Here is a 14,354-nt window from a genome sequence, read left to right as displayed (position 1 = left end):
CGCAACGGTGAGGTCAGGGGCGGGCGTGGTAGTGACGGCCACTACGAGGGTGAACATCGGCAGATCATCAGCCCTGATTCAACTTCAGAATATGCGTCTTTATGGCCTGCCCGGCGGCATCGACAAGGCTCATATAGAACGCCTTGCCCAGGCCGAGCAACGGTGACCCCTTCAATGATTCAGCCGTTGCCTTCAGCGTGATGACGCCGAACTGCTCTGCGATGGTCTCAATACTGCGCTGGCGCTTCCCAGGCTGGTCGTACGGCTTTTGATACCACGTGGCAATCTGGTACTGGGCGTCCTCTCTTTCGAATGCCGCGTACAAGTGCTGGGCCAGCGCAGTAACCGTTTCACGAATCAGCCCAGGGTCGGTATCGTGATTATTCAGCAATGCCTCGAAAGGGGCATTGGCTACCGCCAGAAGATCTCCGATGGTGTAGCCCGCCATCGGTGGAAACACACCAGGCGGCAACTCGACGGCTGCGCCATTCGCTATAGTTGAACTGCCTTCGTCGTGCATAAAAAGCTCCTTTCTCTTAGCGCAAAGCGCTCTTGTATCCGTGCAAAGCATCCCTGCACGAGAGTGACGAAACGGTGAAGCGCACCACATACTGCATAAAGTCACCAGGCGCAATATTGGTCGGGCGCGCGCCTCTGTCGACAGCCGAACGGTGGGTAAGTACGGCATCACAACTCTCCACGGCGGCCAGCACGGGCAGGATGAGTTTACACGTGGTCATGCCAGTTTCCTTACTTGAAAAGTCTGCTGGAGCACACCAGAAGAACCGCCCCATGTCTTGCTGCTGAACCTTCGTCTGGCCCAGAAAAACAAAGGGCACCCATCCTCGGGTGCCCTTTGCCTTACAGCCAGGTGAACTGAATCACCCCATCGATCGCGCTGCCACCGGTTGCGCATGGCCCCTCGACGTCACGATCCCCAGGAAGGAAATCACGATCGCCAGGCCCAATGTCGAGCTCACTTCCGCCCGATGCTCAGGCGTGTACATCATCACCGCCAGCGCCCCGGCAATGAAAATGATCACCGCCCAGGTCAGGTATGGGAACAGCCACATGCGGAACTTCAGTTCGGTGTTCTCGCGCTCCAGACGGCGGCGCATGCGCAGCTGCGAGATGGCGATAACCATGTACACCAACAGGGCGATGGCGCCGGAGCTGGCCAGCAGGAACTCGAACACGCCCTTCGGCGCGAAGTAGTTGAGGACCGCGATGGCCGCACCGATCAGGGTGCTGCCGAACACTGCAGCACGCGGTACACCGACCTTGGAGGTCTTGTTGAGGAAGGCCGGGGCGTCACCGCGCTTGGCCAGCGAAAACATCATCCGCGAAGCGATGTAGATGGACGAGTTCATGCAGCTGGTAACGGCTACCAGCACCACCAGGTCGACCATGAACGCGGCGTTGGGGATGTTCATGATTTCCAGCGCACGCTGGTACGAACCCACCACCGCCAGCTGCGGGTCGTTCCACGGCACCACCGAAATGATCACGAAGATCGACAGGATGTAGAAGGTGCTGATACGCCAGATCACCGAGCGGGTGGCCTTGGCGATGTTGCGCGACGGGTCGCTGGACTCGGACGCGGCAATGGTCACTGCCTCGGTGCCGATGAAGCTGAACATCACAGTGATGAACGCGCCGACCACCGCCGACCAGCCCTTCGGTGCAAAACCGCCGTATTCGGCCATCAGCCCGCTCAGCCCACTGACCTCGCGGTTGGGCAGCCAGCCCATCAGCGCGGCAAAGCCCAGGCCGATGAAGCCCAGGATGGCGGTGACCTTGAGGATGGCAAACCAGAACTCGAACTCGCCGTACTTGGCCACGCTGAACAGGTTGGTACCGGCCAGCAGCAACACCGAAGCCAGGGCGAAGATCCAGCTGTCCACCTGCGGGAACCAGGCGTTCAGCACATGCCCAGCGGCCAATGCTTCGATAGGAATCACCAGCACCCAGAACCACCAGTACAACCAGCCGATGGTATAGCCGGCCCAGCGGCCAATGGCCTGGTCGGCATAGGTGGAAAACGATCCGGTGTCGGGGTGCGCCACGGCCATTTCGCCGAGCATGCGCATGACCAGTACCACCAAGGTCCCGGCCACGAAATAGGAAATTATGGTTGCTGGCCCGGCTGCCGCGATGGCGTGGCCAGAGCCGACGAAAAGTCCGGCGCCGATGATGCCGGCGATGGACAGCATCGTTACATGACGTGGCTTGAAACCTTGTGCAAGGTTGCCATCAGATCCCACGGTGTTCATTGATGTTGTTCTCTTTTTGCTGACACAAGGAAGGACGGGCAGGCGTAGGCGAAAATATCTCCTTTGAAATCAATAAGTCGACACGTTGTTCGCGCGCTGTTGTTGATATTTGGCACGCGTCACAGAGCAAGGTGTCAGTGCGGTTCGGGGTTCATTTAAGCCCCGCAGGGCTGTGGCTAATTACACGAGAACGCCCCGGAACTGTTCGATCACGACAGGGCATTTCCAATAGCGCCAGATGTCGCGAATGGCATGCCCGATCGCGCCACCGGGCCATTTGGTGCTTTTGTTTTTCATTTGGATGTGTTGCCGGTGCCGATATCTTCGCCGCACGCCGACGCTCGATGAACCCGCTTCTGCAAGCCGCCAACAAAAAAGCCCCGGTTTCCCGGGGCCTCTGTTGCCAAGGCGTCTGCCTACGCCTGCCCGGTACGCTCGAAGCGCCTGGCCAGCAACAGGTAAGCGAGGATCCCCAGCACGCCATGGGCGGCCACGAACCAGAGTGCGTTGTGAAACGAGCCGGTGCTGGCAACCACGTAACCAATCACCAGCGGGGTGACGATGCCGGCAATGTTGCCGATGCCATTGAACACGCCACCGCACAGGCCGACCATCTTCTTCGGCGCCACGTCCGACAGCACCGCCCAGCCCACCGCAGCCAGGCCCTTGCCGAAGAACGCCAGGGTCATCAGGGCTATGACCGCCGCGTTGCCATCCACATAGTTGGCCAGCACCAGGCTGGTGGACAGCCCCATGCCGATGATGAACGGGGTCTTGCGCGCCCTGGACGGGTGCACGCCACGGCGGATCAGCCAGTCGGATACGAAGCCACCCAGAATACCGCCAGTGAAACCACAGATTGCCGGCAGTGCGGCCACCCAGCCGGCCTCCATGATGGTCATGCCACGGCCCTTGATCAGGTAGATCGGGAACCAGGTGATGAAGAAGTAAGTCAGCGCAGTGATGCAGTACTGGCCAAGGTACACCGCCCACAGGTTGCGGCTGGTGAACAGTTGCGCAAGCTCTGCCCGGGTCGGCTTGCTCTTGGCAGCCTTGCGTTCCTTTTCCAGGTCGACCAGGGCGCCACCTTCGCGCATGTATTCCAGCTCTTCACGGCTCAACCCAGGTGCGCTGTGGGGCTCATGGTACAAGCGGAACCAGAACAGGCTCAGCAGCAAGCCCAGAAGCCCCATCCAGATGAACACCTGCTCCCAGCTCATTGCATGGGTCATCCATGCCATCAAGGGGGCGAACACCACCACCGCCATGTACTGCGCCGAATTGAACAGTGCCGATGCAGTGCCACGCTCCTGGGTCGGGAACCAACAGCTGACGATGCGCGAGTTGGCCGGGAAGGCCGGCGACTCCACCAGCCCAAGCATGAAGCGCATTGAAAACAGTGCCACCGCCGCCGAGACGCCGGCCAGCCCCATCCAGCCCACAGTGCCTTGCAGCAAGGTAAACAGCGACCAGAGGATCAGGCTGATACCGTACACGCGGCGGGCACCGAAGCGGTCGAGCAGCCAGCCCCCCGGCACTTGGCCGAGGGCGTAGGCCCAGGCGAAGGCAGAAAAGATCATGCCCAGCATGACCGGATCGAGCCCCAGGTCCTTGAGCACCTCGGTGCCGGTGATCGACAAGGTGGCGCGGTCGGCGTAGTTGATGACGGTAATGACGAAGATCAGCGCCAGCACCAGGAAGCGATGGCGACCGATCCCGGCCACGGCCTGCGGTGCGGCAACGGCGGATTTGCTGTTCATGTGGACCCTCTTGCTTCTCGATGGAAGCGATTGTTCTTGTACGCAGAAGGGGTGGCCGCAAGGGCCTTGTAGTACCTGTACCCGCGAAAGGGGGCTAACTGTCGATCACCCGATTCGGTGGCACTTCACCTCGGAAACAGGCCTGAAGGTTGTCCAGCACCATGCGCCCCATCTCCAGTCGGGTCTGCAGCGTCGCGCTGCCCCGGTGCGGTTGCAGGCTGACCTGGTTCAGGTCCAGCAATGCCGGCGGCACCTGTGGTTCATCGACAAATACATCCAGCCCTGCCCCGGCGATACGCTGCTCGCGCAACGCTTCCACCAGCGCGTCTTCATCGACCAACTTGCCACGTGCCACATTGACCAGGTAACCCTGAGGCCCCAGCGCCTCCAGCACCTCGGCCGTCACCAGCACTTGCCCGCCGTCAGCAGAAGCGGCCACGACCAGGACATCCACCGAGCGCGCCAACTCAACCAGATCCGGCTCATAGCGATAGCCCGTTTCTGGCTGCTCGCGCCGGCCGTTGTAGGCGATGCTCATGTCGAAGGCGGCGGCACGGCGAGCGATGGCCTTGCCCACCTGGCCAAGGCCGACGATGCCCAGCGCGCAGCCACTGACCCTGCGCGCCAGCGGCAGGTCGACCCTGCCCCACAAGCCATCGCGCACCAGCCGCTCCCCCTCGCCCAGGCGACGCAGGCTGCTGATGATCAACCCCATGGCCAGGTCGGCAACGTCGGCCGTCAACACCCCCGGGGTGGTGGTGACATGGATGCCGCGGCTGGCCGCATGGCGCAGATCCACCGCATCGGTACCGATGCCACTGATGGCGATGATCTCAAGGGCAGGCAACTGGTCCATCAGCGCGGTAGACAGGCCTTTGGCACCGCCGGTGACCACGCCGCGGATGCGCGGTGCGGCTTCGTCCAGCAGCTGTTGCGGGTTGTGCTGCTGGTACAACCGATGCACGTGGTAGGCGCTGACCAGTTGGGCATCGATCGCCTCGGGTACGGGCTGGGTCAGCAGCACTTCAATCGGGGTGTGAGTCATCGCGGGCTTCCGGCATTGAGAAGACATGAGTCGATGCTAGGCCTGCATTTGATACAGGTCTAATATAGATGCTGGATTGAATAATTCAGGATTTGAATCGTGGAATTGCACCAGCTGCGTTGCTTCGTGGCCGTGGCCGAAGAGCTGCATTTCGGCCGCGCTGCCACCCGCCTGCATATGACCCAGCCACCGCTTAGCCGGCAGATCCAGCTGCTCGAGCATGCCTTGGGTGTGCTGCTGCTCGAGCGCAACAACCGTCAGGCGCGGCTCACCCTGGCGGGCGCGAGCTTCCTCGAGGATGCCCGGCGCATTTTGCAGATTGCCGAATCGGCCAGCCACTCCGCGCGGCGCATCGCCCACGGCGAAGCAGGCCGCCTGACCCTGGGTTTCACCGCCGTTGGGGCGTACAGCATGGTCCCCCGTTTGCTGGTGCACGCCGGGCAGACGCTGCCGGACATCGAGCTGGTGCTCAGCGAGCGCGTCTCCAGCACCCAGGTGCATGACCTGGAAGCAGGGCTGATCGATGTCGGGCTGGTGCGCCAGGTACTGCCCAGCGCGCGGGTGGAGTACTTGCCAATCCACCGCGAGCCCTTCGTCGCCGCCCTGCCCGCCGGGCACGCGCTGGCGAACCACGAACGGCTGACGCCCAGCGACTTCGACCAGCAGCCGTTCGTGATGTACAGCGCCAACGAAGGGCGGTATTTCCATGACCGTATTGCCAACCTGTTTGCGCGGCACGAAGTGCAGCCGCGCTACCTGCACCAGTTGGGTCAGACTCATTCGATTCTGGGCCTGGTCAATGTGGGACTGGGCTGTGCCGTGGTGCCGGCCTCTGCCCAGGCACTGCGCCTGGAGCAGGTGGTATTCCGGCCGTTGGAGGGGATGGAGCAACAGGCAGAAATCTTCCTGGCGTTCTGCCAGGACAACCCCAACCCGGTGCTGGGGTCTTTCGTTGCAATGGCGCGGGCCTTTTTTGAAGCCGCTTGAGGGCCTGCCACCCCCACAGGCCCCACACCAGCCTGAAGCCAGGTGCAATCCCTGTGGGAGTGGCTTTAGCCGCGAACACCGGCGGAGCCGGTGCCATGCACTGTGTTGGATGCTTCGCGGGGCAAGCCCACAGGTGCCCCCGCAGGCTTGAGGCTGATGCAGTACCTGGGGAAACAACTGGCTTGCTCAATTTCTAGAATCTTGCGCAATCCCGGTGGGAGCGGCCAGCCGCCTTACCGTACCAGGCAAGGTCGTTTGTTATCGAAGCTCCAACCCGAGATCAGGAACTGCATCGCCACGCTGTCATCGCGCGCGCCCAGCCCCATGTTGCGGTAGCACTCATGGGCCTTGGCCAGCTGGTCTTCGTCCAGTTCCACGCCCAGGCCCGGCCGCGCCGGTACCCGCACATGCCCATCGACAATGCGCAGCGGATCACGCGTCAGCCGCTGGCCATCCTGCCAGATCCAGTGCGTATCGATCGCAGTGATATCCCCCGGCGCAGCAGCCGCCACCTGGGTGAACATCGCCAGCGAAATGTCGAAGTGGTTGTTCGAGTGCGACCCCCACGTCAGGCCCCAGTCGTTACACATCTGCGCCACCCGCACCGAGCCCTGCAAGGTCCAGAAGTGCGGGTCGGCCAGCGGGATGTCCACCGATTGCAACTGGATCGCATGCCCCATCTGCCGCCAGTCGGTGGCAATCATGTTGGTGGCGGTGGGCAGCCCGGTGGCCCGGCGAAACTCGGCCATCACCTCACGGCCCGAGTAACCGTTCTCGGCGCCGCAGGGGTCTTCGGCGTAGGCCAGCACATTGTGCTTGTCGCGGCACAGGGCGATGGCCTCCTTCAGCGACCACGCACCATTGGGGTCGAGCGTGATGCGCGCTTCGGGGAAGCGTTCGGCCAGCGCTGTCACAGCCTCCATCTCTTCTTCACCACGCAGCACGCCGCCCTTGAGCTTGAAGTCGCTGAAGCCATAGCGCGCCTTGGCGGCCTCGGCCAGCCGCACCACTGCTTCCGGGGTCAGGGCCTTTTCGTGGCGCACGCGAAACCAATCGTCATCGCTATCGGCTTCGTGACGGTAAGCCAGGTCGGTCTGCTGGCGGTCGCCGATGTAGAACAGATAACCGAGCATCTTCACCGCATCGCGTTGCTGGCCCTCGCCCAGCAGCGCCGCCATCGGCACATTCAGGTGCTGGCCGAGCAGGTCGAGCAATGCCGACTCAATGGCCGTCACCGCATGCACGGTGATGCGCAGGTCGAAGGTCTGCAGGCCGCGGCCCGCCGAGTCGCGGTTGGCGAAGGTCTGGCGCATGGCATTGAGCACACGCTGGTAATGGCCGATCGGCTGGCCGACCACCAGGCTGCGGGCGTCCTCCAGGGTCTGGCGAATCTTCTCGCCACCGGGCACTTCACCCAGGCCGGTGTTGCCGGCGCTGTCGCGCAGCACCACCACGTTGCGGGTGAAGTACGGGCCATGGGCGCCACTGAGGTTGAGCAGCATGCTGTCATGGCCGGCCACGGGGACCACGCGCAGGTCGGTGACCACCGGGGTGCTGGCATGTACGGGGGGATTGGTCTGCATATTCATGGTTGTTGTCTCGCAGTCATCAGTGGGTCTGGCCCAGGGCCGAAGGGGCCTTGAGGTCATCGGAAGGGGCGCCCTTGGGGCGAGTGCGTACGAAGAAGATGGCAATCGCCGCCAGCACCGAGGTCACCGCCAGGCCGTACAGCCCGCCCTGGATCGAGCCAGTCTGCTGCTCCAGCAAGCCGAAGGTGGTGGGGGCAACAAAACCGCCGAGGTTGCCGACCGAGTTGATCAGGGCAATCACCGCCGCAGCGATGCGGGCGTCCAGGTAGCCTTGGGGGATTGGCCAGAACAGTGACGACGCTGACTTGAAGCCGATCGCGGCGAAGCACACGGCGACGAAGGCGAACACCGGCCCACCCGTGGTGGACATGAACATGCCCGTGGCAGCGACCAGCAGGGCGCCGGCCACCCAGGCCTGCTGGAACTTCCAGCGCGCGGAACCGGCGGCGAAGGCGTACATGGCCAGGATCGAGATCAGCCAAGGGATCGAGTTGAAGAAACCGACCTGCATGTCACTGAGGTCGCCCATGCGCTTGATGATGCTGGGCAGCCAGAAGGTGGCGGCATAGATGGTCAGCTGGATGCAGAAGTAGATCAGGCAGAACAGCACGATCTGGCGGTCCTTGAGGAGGCTCCAGGCCGACGGCCTGACCGCGCCGATGGCCTCACGCGCTTGCTGCTCGCGGTCGATGGTGGCGACCAGCGCGTCCTGCTCGGCCTTGCTCAGCCACTTGGCGTCCTGCGGCTTGGAGTCGAGCCAGAAGAACACAAAGAAGCACAGCACCACCGAGGCCATGCCTTCAATGAACAGCATCCACTGCCAACCATGCAGGCCCAGGCCCTGGATCTGCATCAACGCCCCGGCCAGCGGCCCGGAAATCAACGAAGCCAGCGCCGAGCCACTGAGGAAGATGGCAATGGCCTTGCCGCGCTCTGCCGCCGGCAGCCAACGGGTGAAGTAGTAGATCACGCCAGGAAAGAAGCCTGCTTCGGCCACCCCGAGCAGAAAACGCAACACGTAGAACTGGGTTTCGTTCTGTACGAAGGCCATGGCCGTGGCCACCAGCCCCCAGGTGAACATGATACGGGTCAGCCACAGCCGGGCACCGACCTTTTGCAGCAGCATGTTCGAAGGGACTTCGAACAGCGCGTAACCGATGAAGAACAGCCCGGCACCAAAGCCAAAGGCCGCAGCGCTGATGCCCAGGTCGCTTTCCAGGTGCGGGCGGACGAAGCCAATGTTGACGCGGTCGAGGTAGTTGACGATGAACATGATGACGAACAGCGGCAGGACGTGGCGCTTGACCTTGGCCACGGCACTGGCCAACGCGTCGCCTTCATGCCGGGCAGACGGAGCGAGGGTGTCGTTCACTTGCGGATCTCCCACTAATTGTTTTTGTGCGGGTCGGGTTGTCTGACATGGCAGTGGGGAGGAGCTTATTCGCAGCGAGGTTGTACGACAAGATCATTAACGTCGGCAAAATAGCAAAATACAAGCTGTCATAATGCCAATTTGATCCTAACGTGCAAAAACAGATCAACTACATGCTGAATTGGATACGCGAAAAATCGGCAAAAAATATTTCTATCGATTAACTTGTCGTACAAGCAAATCAAGAAGCGGATCACACATGGAACCCGAACACGCGCGCAAACGCGGCCACAGCCGTGCCCATGACCTGGTTTCCAGCCTGACCCAGCAGATTTTGCTGGGCACCTTCAAACCAGGCGACAAACTGCCTTCGGAAAACACCTTGGTGCGCGAGCACGGGGTCAGCCGCACAGTGGTTCGCGAAGCCTTGTCGAAGCTGCAGGCCTCGGGGTTGGTGGAGCCGCGCCACGGGATCGGTACGTTCGTGATGGAGCGCCAGGCCCAGGCCGGCCTGCGCGTTGCGGCGGAGAGCGCGGCGAATGTGCGCGATCTGCTGGAGCTGCGTATTGGCCTTGAGGGCCAGGCTGCCGCGCTGGCCGCACTGCGTCGTGACGAGGGGCAACTGGCGCGCATGCGCCAGGCGCTGGATGACTATCAGGACCTGGCCGCTGCCGGCGACAGCTGCATCGAAGCCGACCGGCGCTTTCACCTGCTGATTGCCGAGGCCACCGGCAATCTGTATTTCACCGAGATGCTGCTGCAACTGGGTAACGGCCTGATACCGCGCAACCGCATGGCCCTGGCCGAGCGCGCGGGGGCCAAGCTGGCGCGGCAAGCGTACCTGGCCAACCTGGAGCATGAGGCGATCCTCAATGCCATCCGCCGACAAGACCCGGATGCCGCTCGGGCGGCAGTGTGCCTGCACCTGTCCAACAGCCGAGACCGGCTACTGCCGGACTGACTGTCAGGCAGTGCAAGGCCTCGGGCTTGATGCTACGAACAGAGTGGCGTGCAGGGTGGCCGTTACATCCAGCTACCCTGCCCTCACTTCACCAGGTCAGGCAGATCTTGCCGAAATGCCGGTTGCTCTCCTGGTAACGGAACGCCTCGACGATCTGTTCCAGCTCGAAATGCTTGTCCACCACCGGCCGCAGGCCGTTGGCATCGATCGCCCGCACCATCGCCTGCTGCTGCGCTCGGCTGCCAACCAGCACCCCTTGCAGCCGAATCTGCCGCACCAGCGCCTGCACCAACGGCAACTGCCCGGCCACTCCGGTAAGGATGCCGATCAGCGAAACATGCCCGCCAATGCGCGCAGCAATCATCGACTGCTCCAGCGTCGCCGGGCCGCCCACTTCAATCACATGATCGACACCACGGTTGCCAGTCAGCTCGCGCACCTTCTCACCCCAGGCCGGGGTGCTCTTGTAGTTGATCAGGTGGTCGGCACCCAGGGCCTTCAGGCGCTCCAGCTTGGCATCGCTGGACGAGGTGGCGATCACGGTCGCGCCCGCCAGCTTGGCGAACTGCAGGGCGAAAATCGACACACCGCCGGTACCCTGCACCAGCACCGTGTCGCCGGGCTTGAGGTGATCATCGCTCATCAGCGCCCGCCAGGCGGTAAGGCCGGCGGTGGTCAGGGTGGCAGCCTCGGCATGGCTGAAACCCTGGGGTGCCAGGGTGAAGGCGGTGGCGCGGGCAGTCACCTGCTCACGGGCGTAGCCATCGATGCCGTCGCCGGGCACCCGGGCAAAGCCCTCGACATTGGCCTGGCCATCGAGCCAGTCGGGGAAGAAGGTGCTGACCACATTGTCGCCGACCTGAAACTCAGTGACGCCAGCCCCCACCGCAACCACCTCGCCGGCGCCATCGGCCATGGGGATGCGTCGCTCGCTTGGGCCCCACATGCCGCTGACCACGGCGAAATCGTGGTAGTTGAGGGAACTGGCGTGCAGGCGCACGGTAATCTCGCCGGCCTGGGGGGCCTGGGCCTCGCAGGTGCCGACCTCGACCTTGTCGTAGCCGCCGCCGGGTTGTACGTAGATGGCCTTGCTGCTCATGGGTGGGTCTCCGTATCAGAGCAAAGAATGGGGTTCAGCATAGACAGATCCGGCCCTTTCGCGGGNCACAGGCCCCGAGACGTGCGCAATACCTGTGGAAGCGGGCATGCCCGCGAAGAGGCCCGCATTGCCAACACACGCGTCAGCCCAGCATCACCTTCAACGCCCGGCAATCCGCCGCATGCCAATCCACCAGCTCTGGCCAGGGGTTGTCCGGCAGGTTCACCAGCACCGTGCGCGCCCCCGCCGCCCGCCCACAGTCCAGGTCAAAGCGGTAATCCCCCACCATCACCAGTTCGCTCGGCGTCACGCCCCAGGCGCTGGCAATCTTCAGCAGCCCATCCGGGCTCGGCTTCGGCGCAGCCTCGTCACGCCCAAGAATGTGTTCCACCGGGAAGCAGTCCGCCAGGCCGATGGCCTCCAGCGTTACATGCGCCAGCTCACGCGCATTGCGGGTCAGAATACCCAGCCGGCACCCGCGCCCGGCCAACTCGCGCACCAGCTCCACCGCCCCGGTGGCCGCCGTGGAGGCCGTTGCCAGGTCCCTTTCGTGCTCCAGCAACCAGGCATGCTTGGCCGCCGCTTCCTCTGCCGGCAAGGCCGCCAGGTGGGTGAGGATGTCGTGTTCGGCCGGGATGTCCAGCGCCACCCGAATGGCGGCGAAGTCGTGCACGGCCACGGTCAGGGTGCCGTCCATGTCGAACACCCAGTTGCGCACCTCGCCCAGGCTCATGCCCAGTCCTTGCGATGGCGAATCAGGCCTTCCTGGCTCGACGATGCCACCAGTTGCCCGGCCTGGTTGAAAATGCTGCCGCGGCAGAAGCCACGGGAGTTACCGGCCCAGGGGCTATCGGTGGCGTACAGGAGCCACTCGTCGGCGCGCAGGTTGCCGTGAAACCACAGCGAATGGTCGAGGCTGGCGATCTGCATGTCGCGCTGCCACACCGATTTGCCATGGGGCAGCAACGCCGTGGTCAGCAGGCCGAAGTCCGAGGCGTAGGCCAGCATGTACTTGTGCAGGGCAGGCACGTCCGGCAGGTTGCCGTCGGCGCGGAACCAGGCGTATTTCACCGGGTCGCCCGGCTTGGGGTTGAACGGGTCGCGCTCGGTGACCGGGCGGATCTCGATCGGCTTGGCACACAGCACCTTGTCGCGAATGCGCTCGGGCAACTGGTCGGCCATGGCACGGGCCAGTTCGACTTCGGTAGGCAGGTTTTCCGGGCCGACCACGTCAGGCATCTGCGCCTGGTGCTCGAAGCCTTCCTCGTCGTACTGGAACGATGCACTGCAGGTGAAGATGGTCTGGCCCTTCTGGATCGCCGTCACCCGCCGTGTACTGAAGCTGCCGCCATCGCGCACGCGGTCTACCGAGTAAACCACTGGAAGGCTGGCATCGCCCGGGCGCAGGAAGTAGCCGTGCAACGAATGCACATGGCGCGCGTCCTCCACTGTCTGGCTGGCAGCCGACAACGACTGGCCCAGCACTTGGCCACCGTAAAGCTGGCGGAAGCCCAGGTCCTGGCTACGTCCACGGAACAGGTTCTCCTCGATGGATTCGAGGCTCAACAGGTCGACCAGGTCGTCCAACACATGACTCATCGGCGGTTCTCCGTAGGAGCGAGCCTAGCTCGCGATGCGCCGCCCGAGCGGCGCTCGATTTCACAGGCGCTGAACGTGTTACGGGCAAGCGCCTTCCAAGTAGGCAAATGATACAGCGTTTGTCATTCGCGCCGGGCATGGCTGTGCATTCAGGCGCGCAGGGTGCGCTCCCAATGCGCGCGATCGATCCGGTACAGCACATGCGGGCGCAGCGGGTGGCCGATGGGCAGCCGGGGGTGCTCGAAGCTGCCGTGCAGGTCCTGCTGCATGCCGATGGCTTGCATCACCTTTTGCGACGGCAGGTTGCATTCGCTGGTGAACGACACGACCTCCTCCAGGCGCAATTGGGCAAAAGCACAACGCAGGCAGGTCCACGCCGCCTCGCTGGCAAAGCCCAGGCCCCAGTGACGACGTGCCAGGCGCCAGCCGATCTCCACCGCCGGGGCAAAAGGCGCGTCGAAGTTGACATTGAGCAACCCAGTCATGCCGATGAACGCGCCACTGTCCTTGCGCTCCAGGGCCCACAAACCAAAACCGTACTCATTGAAATGCCCACGCACGCGGCCGATCAACGCAGCCGCCTCAACGCGCGTCAGCGGCGCCGGAAAGTAGCGCATCACCTGTGGGTCGGCGCACAGTGCGGCGAACTCGCGCAAGTCATCGTCATGCCATTGGCGCAGCACCAGCCGTGCGCTTTCCAGTTCGAGGATGGGGGTCATCGGGCCTGCTCCGGTTTACCGCCTTGCAGTTTACAGCGTAGGCGCGGGCGCGGGTTTCACCCAGCCGGCAGCCGCCAAATGCAATTTTCACACGCCCTTCACCGGCCCCCGACAGGCCGCTTGGCAGGATGCCGCCATCCACCACCGCGCCAGCCGCGGCACTGCCAACGGAGCAACGCATGCTATCGAGCAACACCCTGGGGCACCCCGCCATTCATGCCCGGCGCAAGCGACGCCTGACTCGCAAAGCCGTCGGAGCCGCCTTGGGCCTGTGCATGGTTGTGGCGGCGTTGACCACCTGGCTGGCGACGAGGACGCATATCGTGGACCTTGGCAACGAGCAACAACTGAGTGACAGCGGCCTGCTGCAGGACTGGGCCGACGGTGCGGTGATCGTGATGATCCGCCACGCCGAACGCTGCGACAGCGCCCCCGGCCCCTGCCTGGACGACTCCACGGGGATCACCCTGAGCGGCAGCCAGGCCGCTGCCCGCGTTGGCCAAGGGCTGCACCAGCTGGGCCTGAACAAAGCCGACCTGCTCAGCAGCCCGAAACTGCGCACCCGGCAAACCGCACACTTCATACTGGGTCAGGCGGTGGCCAGCGAGGACTGGCTCGAAAGCTGCGACAGCCAGTTCGCCAACGAAGCGCTTGCACACAAACGCGCGGGCCACAACCTGGTGCTGGTGACTCACAACGGCTGCATCGACCACTTTGCCCGCCAGCAGCACGTTGCCGGCGGCGAACGTCAAAGCAACTATGCCAGCGCCCTGTTCGTATCGGTGGATGGCAATGGCAAGGCACGTATCCTGGGGCGCTTGAACGAACCGGACTGGCAACGGGTATTGGCCAGCACAGGAAAATAGCCTTTGTGGGAGCAACTGTCTTGCTCAATTTCTGAAAGCTGGCGCGATCCGTGTGGGAGCGGCCTTGCGTCGCGAAAGGGCTGC

At 63.4% G+C, this 14,354-nt stretch carries 13 protein-coding genes; 3 read left to right on the top strand and 10 right to left on the bottom strand.

The genetic code is table 11. The features are described 5' to 3' along the window. Positions 1–67: 67 nt before the first annotated feature. The 4 genes from ACTJJN_RS02290 to ACTJJN_RS02275 form a co-directional block, all read right to left on the bottom strand. A complete protein-coding gene (locus ACTJJN_RS02290) occupies positions 68–520 on the bottom strand; it encodes a hypothetical protein (protein ID WP_003249866.1) in 453 nt (150 codons plus the stop codon). Positions 521–881: 361 nt separating this feature from the next. Next, complete coding sequence (locus tag ACTJJN_RS02285; RefSeq protein ID WP_003249863.1) at positions 882–2,273, bottom strand: amino acid permease; 1,392 nt, start codon at positions 2,271–2,273, stop codon at positions 882–884. 416 nt (positions 2,274–2,689) lie between these two features. After that, positions 2,690–4,033: an MFS transporter gene (locus tag ACTJJN_RS02280; protein WP_014754540.1), complete on the bottom strand. Its 1,344-nt coding sequence runs from the start codon at positions 4,031–4,033 to the stop codon at positions 2,690–2,692. A gap of 94 nt (positions 4,034–4,127) precedes the next feature. Further along, complete coding sequence (locus ACTJJN_RS02275; RefSeq protein ID WP_014754541.1) at positions 4,128–5,078, bottom strand: 2-hydroxyacid dehydrogenase; 951 nt, start codon at positions 5,076–5,078, stop codon at positions 4,128–4,130. 99 nt (positions 5,079–5,177) lie between these two features. On the opposite strand from ACTJJN_RS02275, the gene ACTJJN_RS02270 reads away from it, so the two are divergent. Further along, positions 5,178–6,065, top strand: a complete 888-nt coding sequence (locus ACTJJN_RS02270) for a LysR substrate-binding domain-containing protein (protein ID WP_012053780.1) — start codon at positions 5,178–5,180, stop codon at positions 6,063–6,065. Between the two features lie 233 nt (positions 6,066–6,298). On the opposite strand, the gene gudD is transcribed toward ACTJJN_RS02270, so the two are convergent. Continuing rightward, a complete protein-coding gene (gene gudD, locus ACTJJN_RS02265) occupies positions 6,299–7,654 on the bottom strand; it encodes a glucarate dehydratase (RefSeq protein ID WP_440780874.1) in 1,356 nt (451 codons plus the stop codon). 19 nt (positions 7,655–7,673) lie between these two features. Then, the gene (locus tag ACTJJN_RS02260; protein ID WP_088513243.1) at positions 7,674–9,026 is read right to left on the bottom strand and encodes an MFS transporter; all 1,353 of its coding nucleotides are present in this window, start codon (positions 9,024–9,026) and stop codon (positions 7,674–7,676) included. Between the two features lie 259 nt (positions 9,027–9,285). Here ACTJJN_RS02260 and ACTJJN_RS02255 point away from each other — a divergent pair, with 259 nt between their 5' ends. After that, positions 9,286–9,987 (top strand): FadR/GntR family transcriptional regulator, encoded by a 702-nt coding sequence (locus ACTJJN_RS02255; protein ID WP_003249857.1) that lies wholly within the window; start codon positions 9,286–9,288, stop codon positions 9,985–9,987. 88 nt (positions 9,988–10,075) lie between these two features. Here the strand turns inward: ACTJJN_RS02255 and ACTJJN_RS02250 are convergent, their stop codons facing one another. The 4 genes from ACTJJN_RS02250 to ACTJJN_RS02235 form a co-directional block, all read right to left on the bottom strand. Continuing rightward, positions 10,076–11,086, bottom strand: a complete 1,011-nt coding sequence (locus ACTJJN_RS02250) for a zinc-dependent alcohol dehydrogenase family protein (protein WP_010955388.1) — start codon at positions 11,084–11,086, stop codon at positions 10,076–10,078. 142 nt (positions 11,087–11,228) lie between these two features. After that, positions 11,229–11,819, bottom strand: coding sequence for an HAD family hydrolase (locus tag ACTJJN_RS02245; protein ID WP_003249853.1), 591 nt, complete (start codon positions 11,817–11,819; stop codon positions 11,229–11,231). Continuing rightward, complete coding sequence (gene tesB / locus ACTJJN_RS02240) at positions 11,816–12,685, bottom strand: acyl-CoA thioesterase II (RefSeq protein WP_003249851.1); 870 nt, start codon at positions 12,683–12,685, stop codon at positions 11,816–11,818. The genes ACTJJN_RS02245 and tesB overlap by 4 nt, the downstream gene beginning before the upstream one ends. A gap of 149 nt (positions 12,686–12,834) precedes the next feature. After that, positions 12,835–13,404, bottom strand: a complete 570-nt coding sequence (locus tag ACTJJN_RS02235; RefSeq protein WP_003249850.1) for a GNAT family N-acetyltransferase — start codon at positions 13,402–13,404, stop codon at positions 12,835–12,837. Positions 13,405–13,583: 179 nt separating this feature from the next. Between ACTJJN_RS02235 and ACTJJN_RS02230 the strand changes: the two genes are divergently transcribed. Continuing rightward, positions 13,584–14,270: a histidine phosphatase family protein gene (locus ACTJJN_RS02230; RefSeq protein ID WP_088513247.1), complete on the top strand. Its 687-nt coding sequence runs from the start codon at positions 13,584–13,586 to the stop codon at positions 14,268–14,270. Positions 14,271–14,354 lie beyond the last annotated feature (84 nt).

Source organism: Pseudomonas sp. 22515 (genome assembly GCF_052044625.1).
Classification (GTDB): domain Bacteria; phylum Pseudomonadota; class Gammaproteobacteria; order Pseudomonadales; family Pseudomonadaceae; genus Aquipseudomonas; species Aquipseudomonas alloputida.
Note: the sequence above shows the minus strand (reverse complement) of the source record. Positions and strands in the feature narration are given on the sequence as shown.

Coding starts and splice junctions, on each gene's coding strand:
- ACTJJN_RS02245 (WP_003249853.1), bottom strand. CDS start 11,819: ATGAGCCTGGGCGAGGTGCGCAACTGGGTGTTCGACATGGACGGCACC.
- ACTJJN_RS02275 (WP_014754541.1), bottom strand. CDS start 5,078: ATGACTCACACCCCGATTGAAGTGCTGCTGACCCAGCCCGTACCCGAG.
- gudD (WP_440780874.1), bottom strand. CDS start 7,654: ATGAATATGCAGACCAATCCCCCCGTACATGCCAGCACCCCGGTGGTC.
- ACTJJN_RS02235 (WP_003249850.1), bottom strand. CDS start 13,404: ATGACCCCCATCCTCGAACTGGAAAGCGCACGGCTGGTGCTGCGCCAA.
- ACTJJN_RS02230 (WP_088513247.1), top strand. CDS start 13,584: ATGCTATCGAGCAACACCCTGGGGCACCCCGCCATTCATGCCCGGCGC.
- ACTJJN_RS02285 (WP_003249863.1), bottom strand. CDS start 2,273: ATGAACACCGTGGGATCTGATGGCAACCTTGCACAAGGTTTCAAGCCA.
- ACTJJN_RS02255 (WP_003249857.1), top strand. CDS start 9,286: ATGGAACCCGAACACGCGCGCAAACGCGGCCACAGCCGTGCCCATGAC.
- tesB (WP_003249851.1), bottom strand. CDS start 12,685: ATGAGTCATGTGTTGGACGACCTGGTCGACCTGTTGAGCCTCGAATCC.
- ACTJJN_RS02280 (WP_014754540.1), bottom strand. CDS start 4,033: ATGAACAGCAAATCCGCCGTTGCCGCACCGCAGGCCGTGGCCGGGATC.
- ACTJJN_RS02290 (WP_003249866.1), bottom strand. CDS start 520: ATGCACGACGAAGGCAGTTCAACTATAGCGAATGGCGCAGCCGTCGAG.
- ACTJJN_RS02250 (WP_010955388.1), bottom strand. CDS start 11,086: ATGAGCAGCAAGGCCATCTACGTACAACCCGGCGGCGGCTACGACAAG.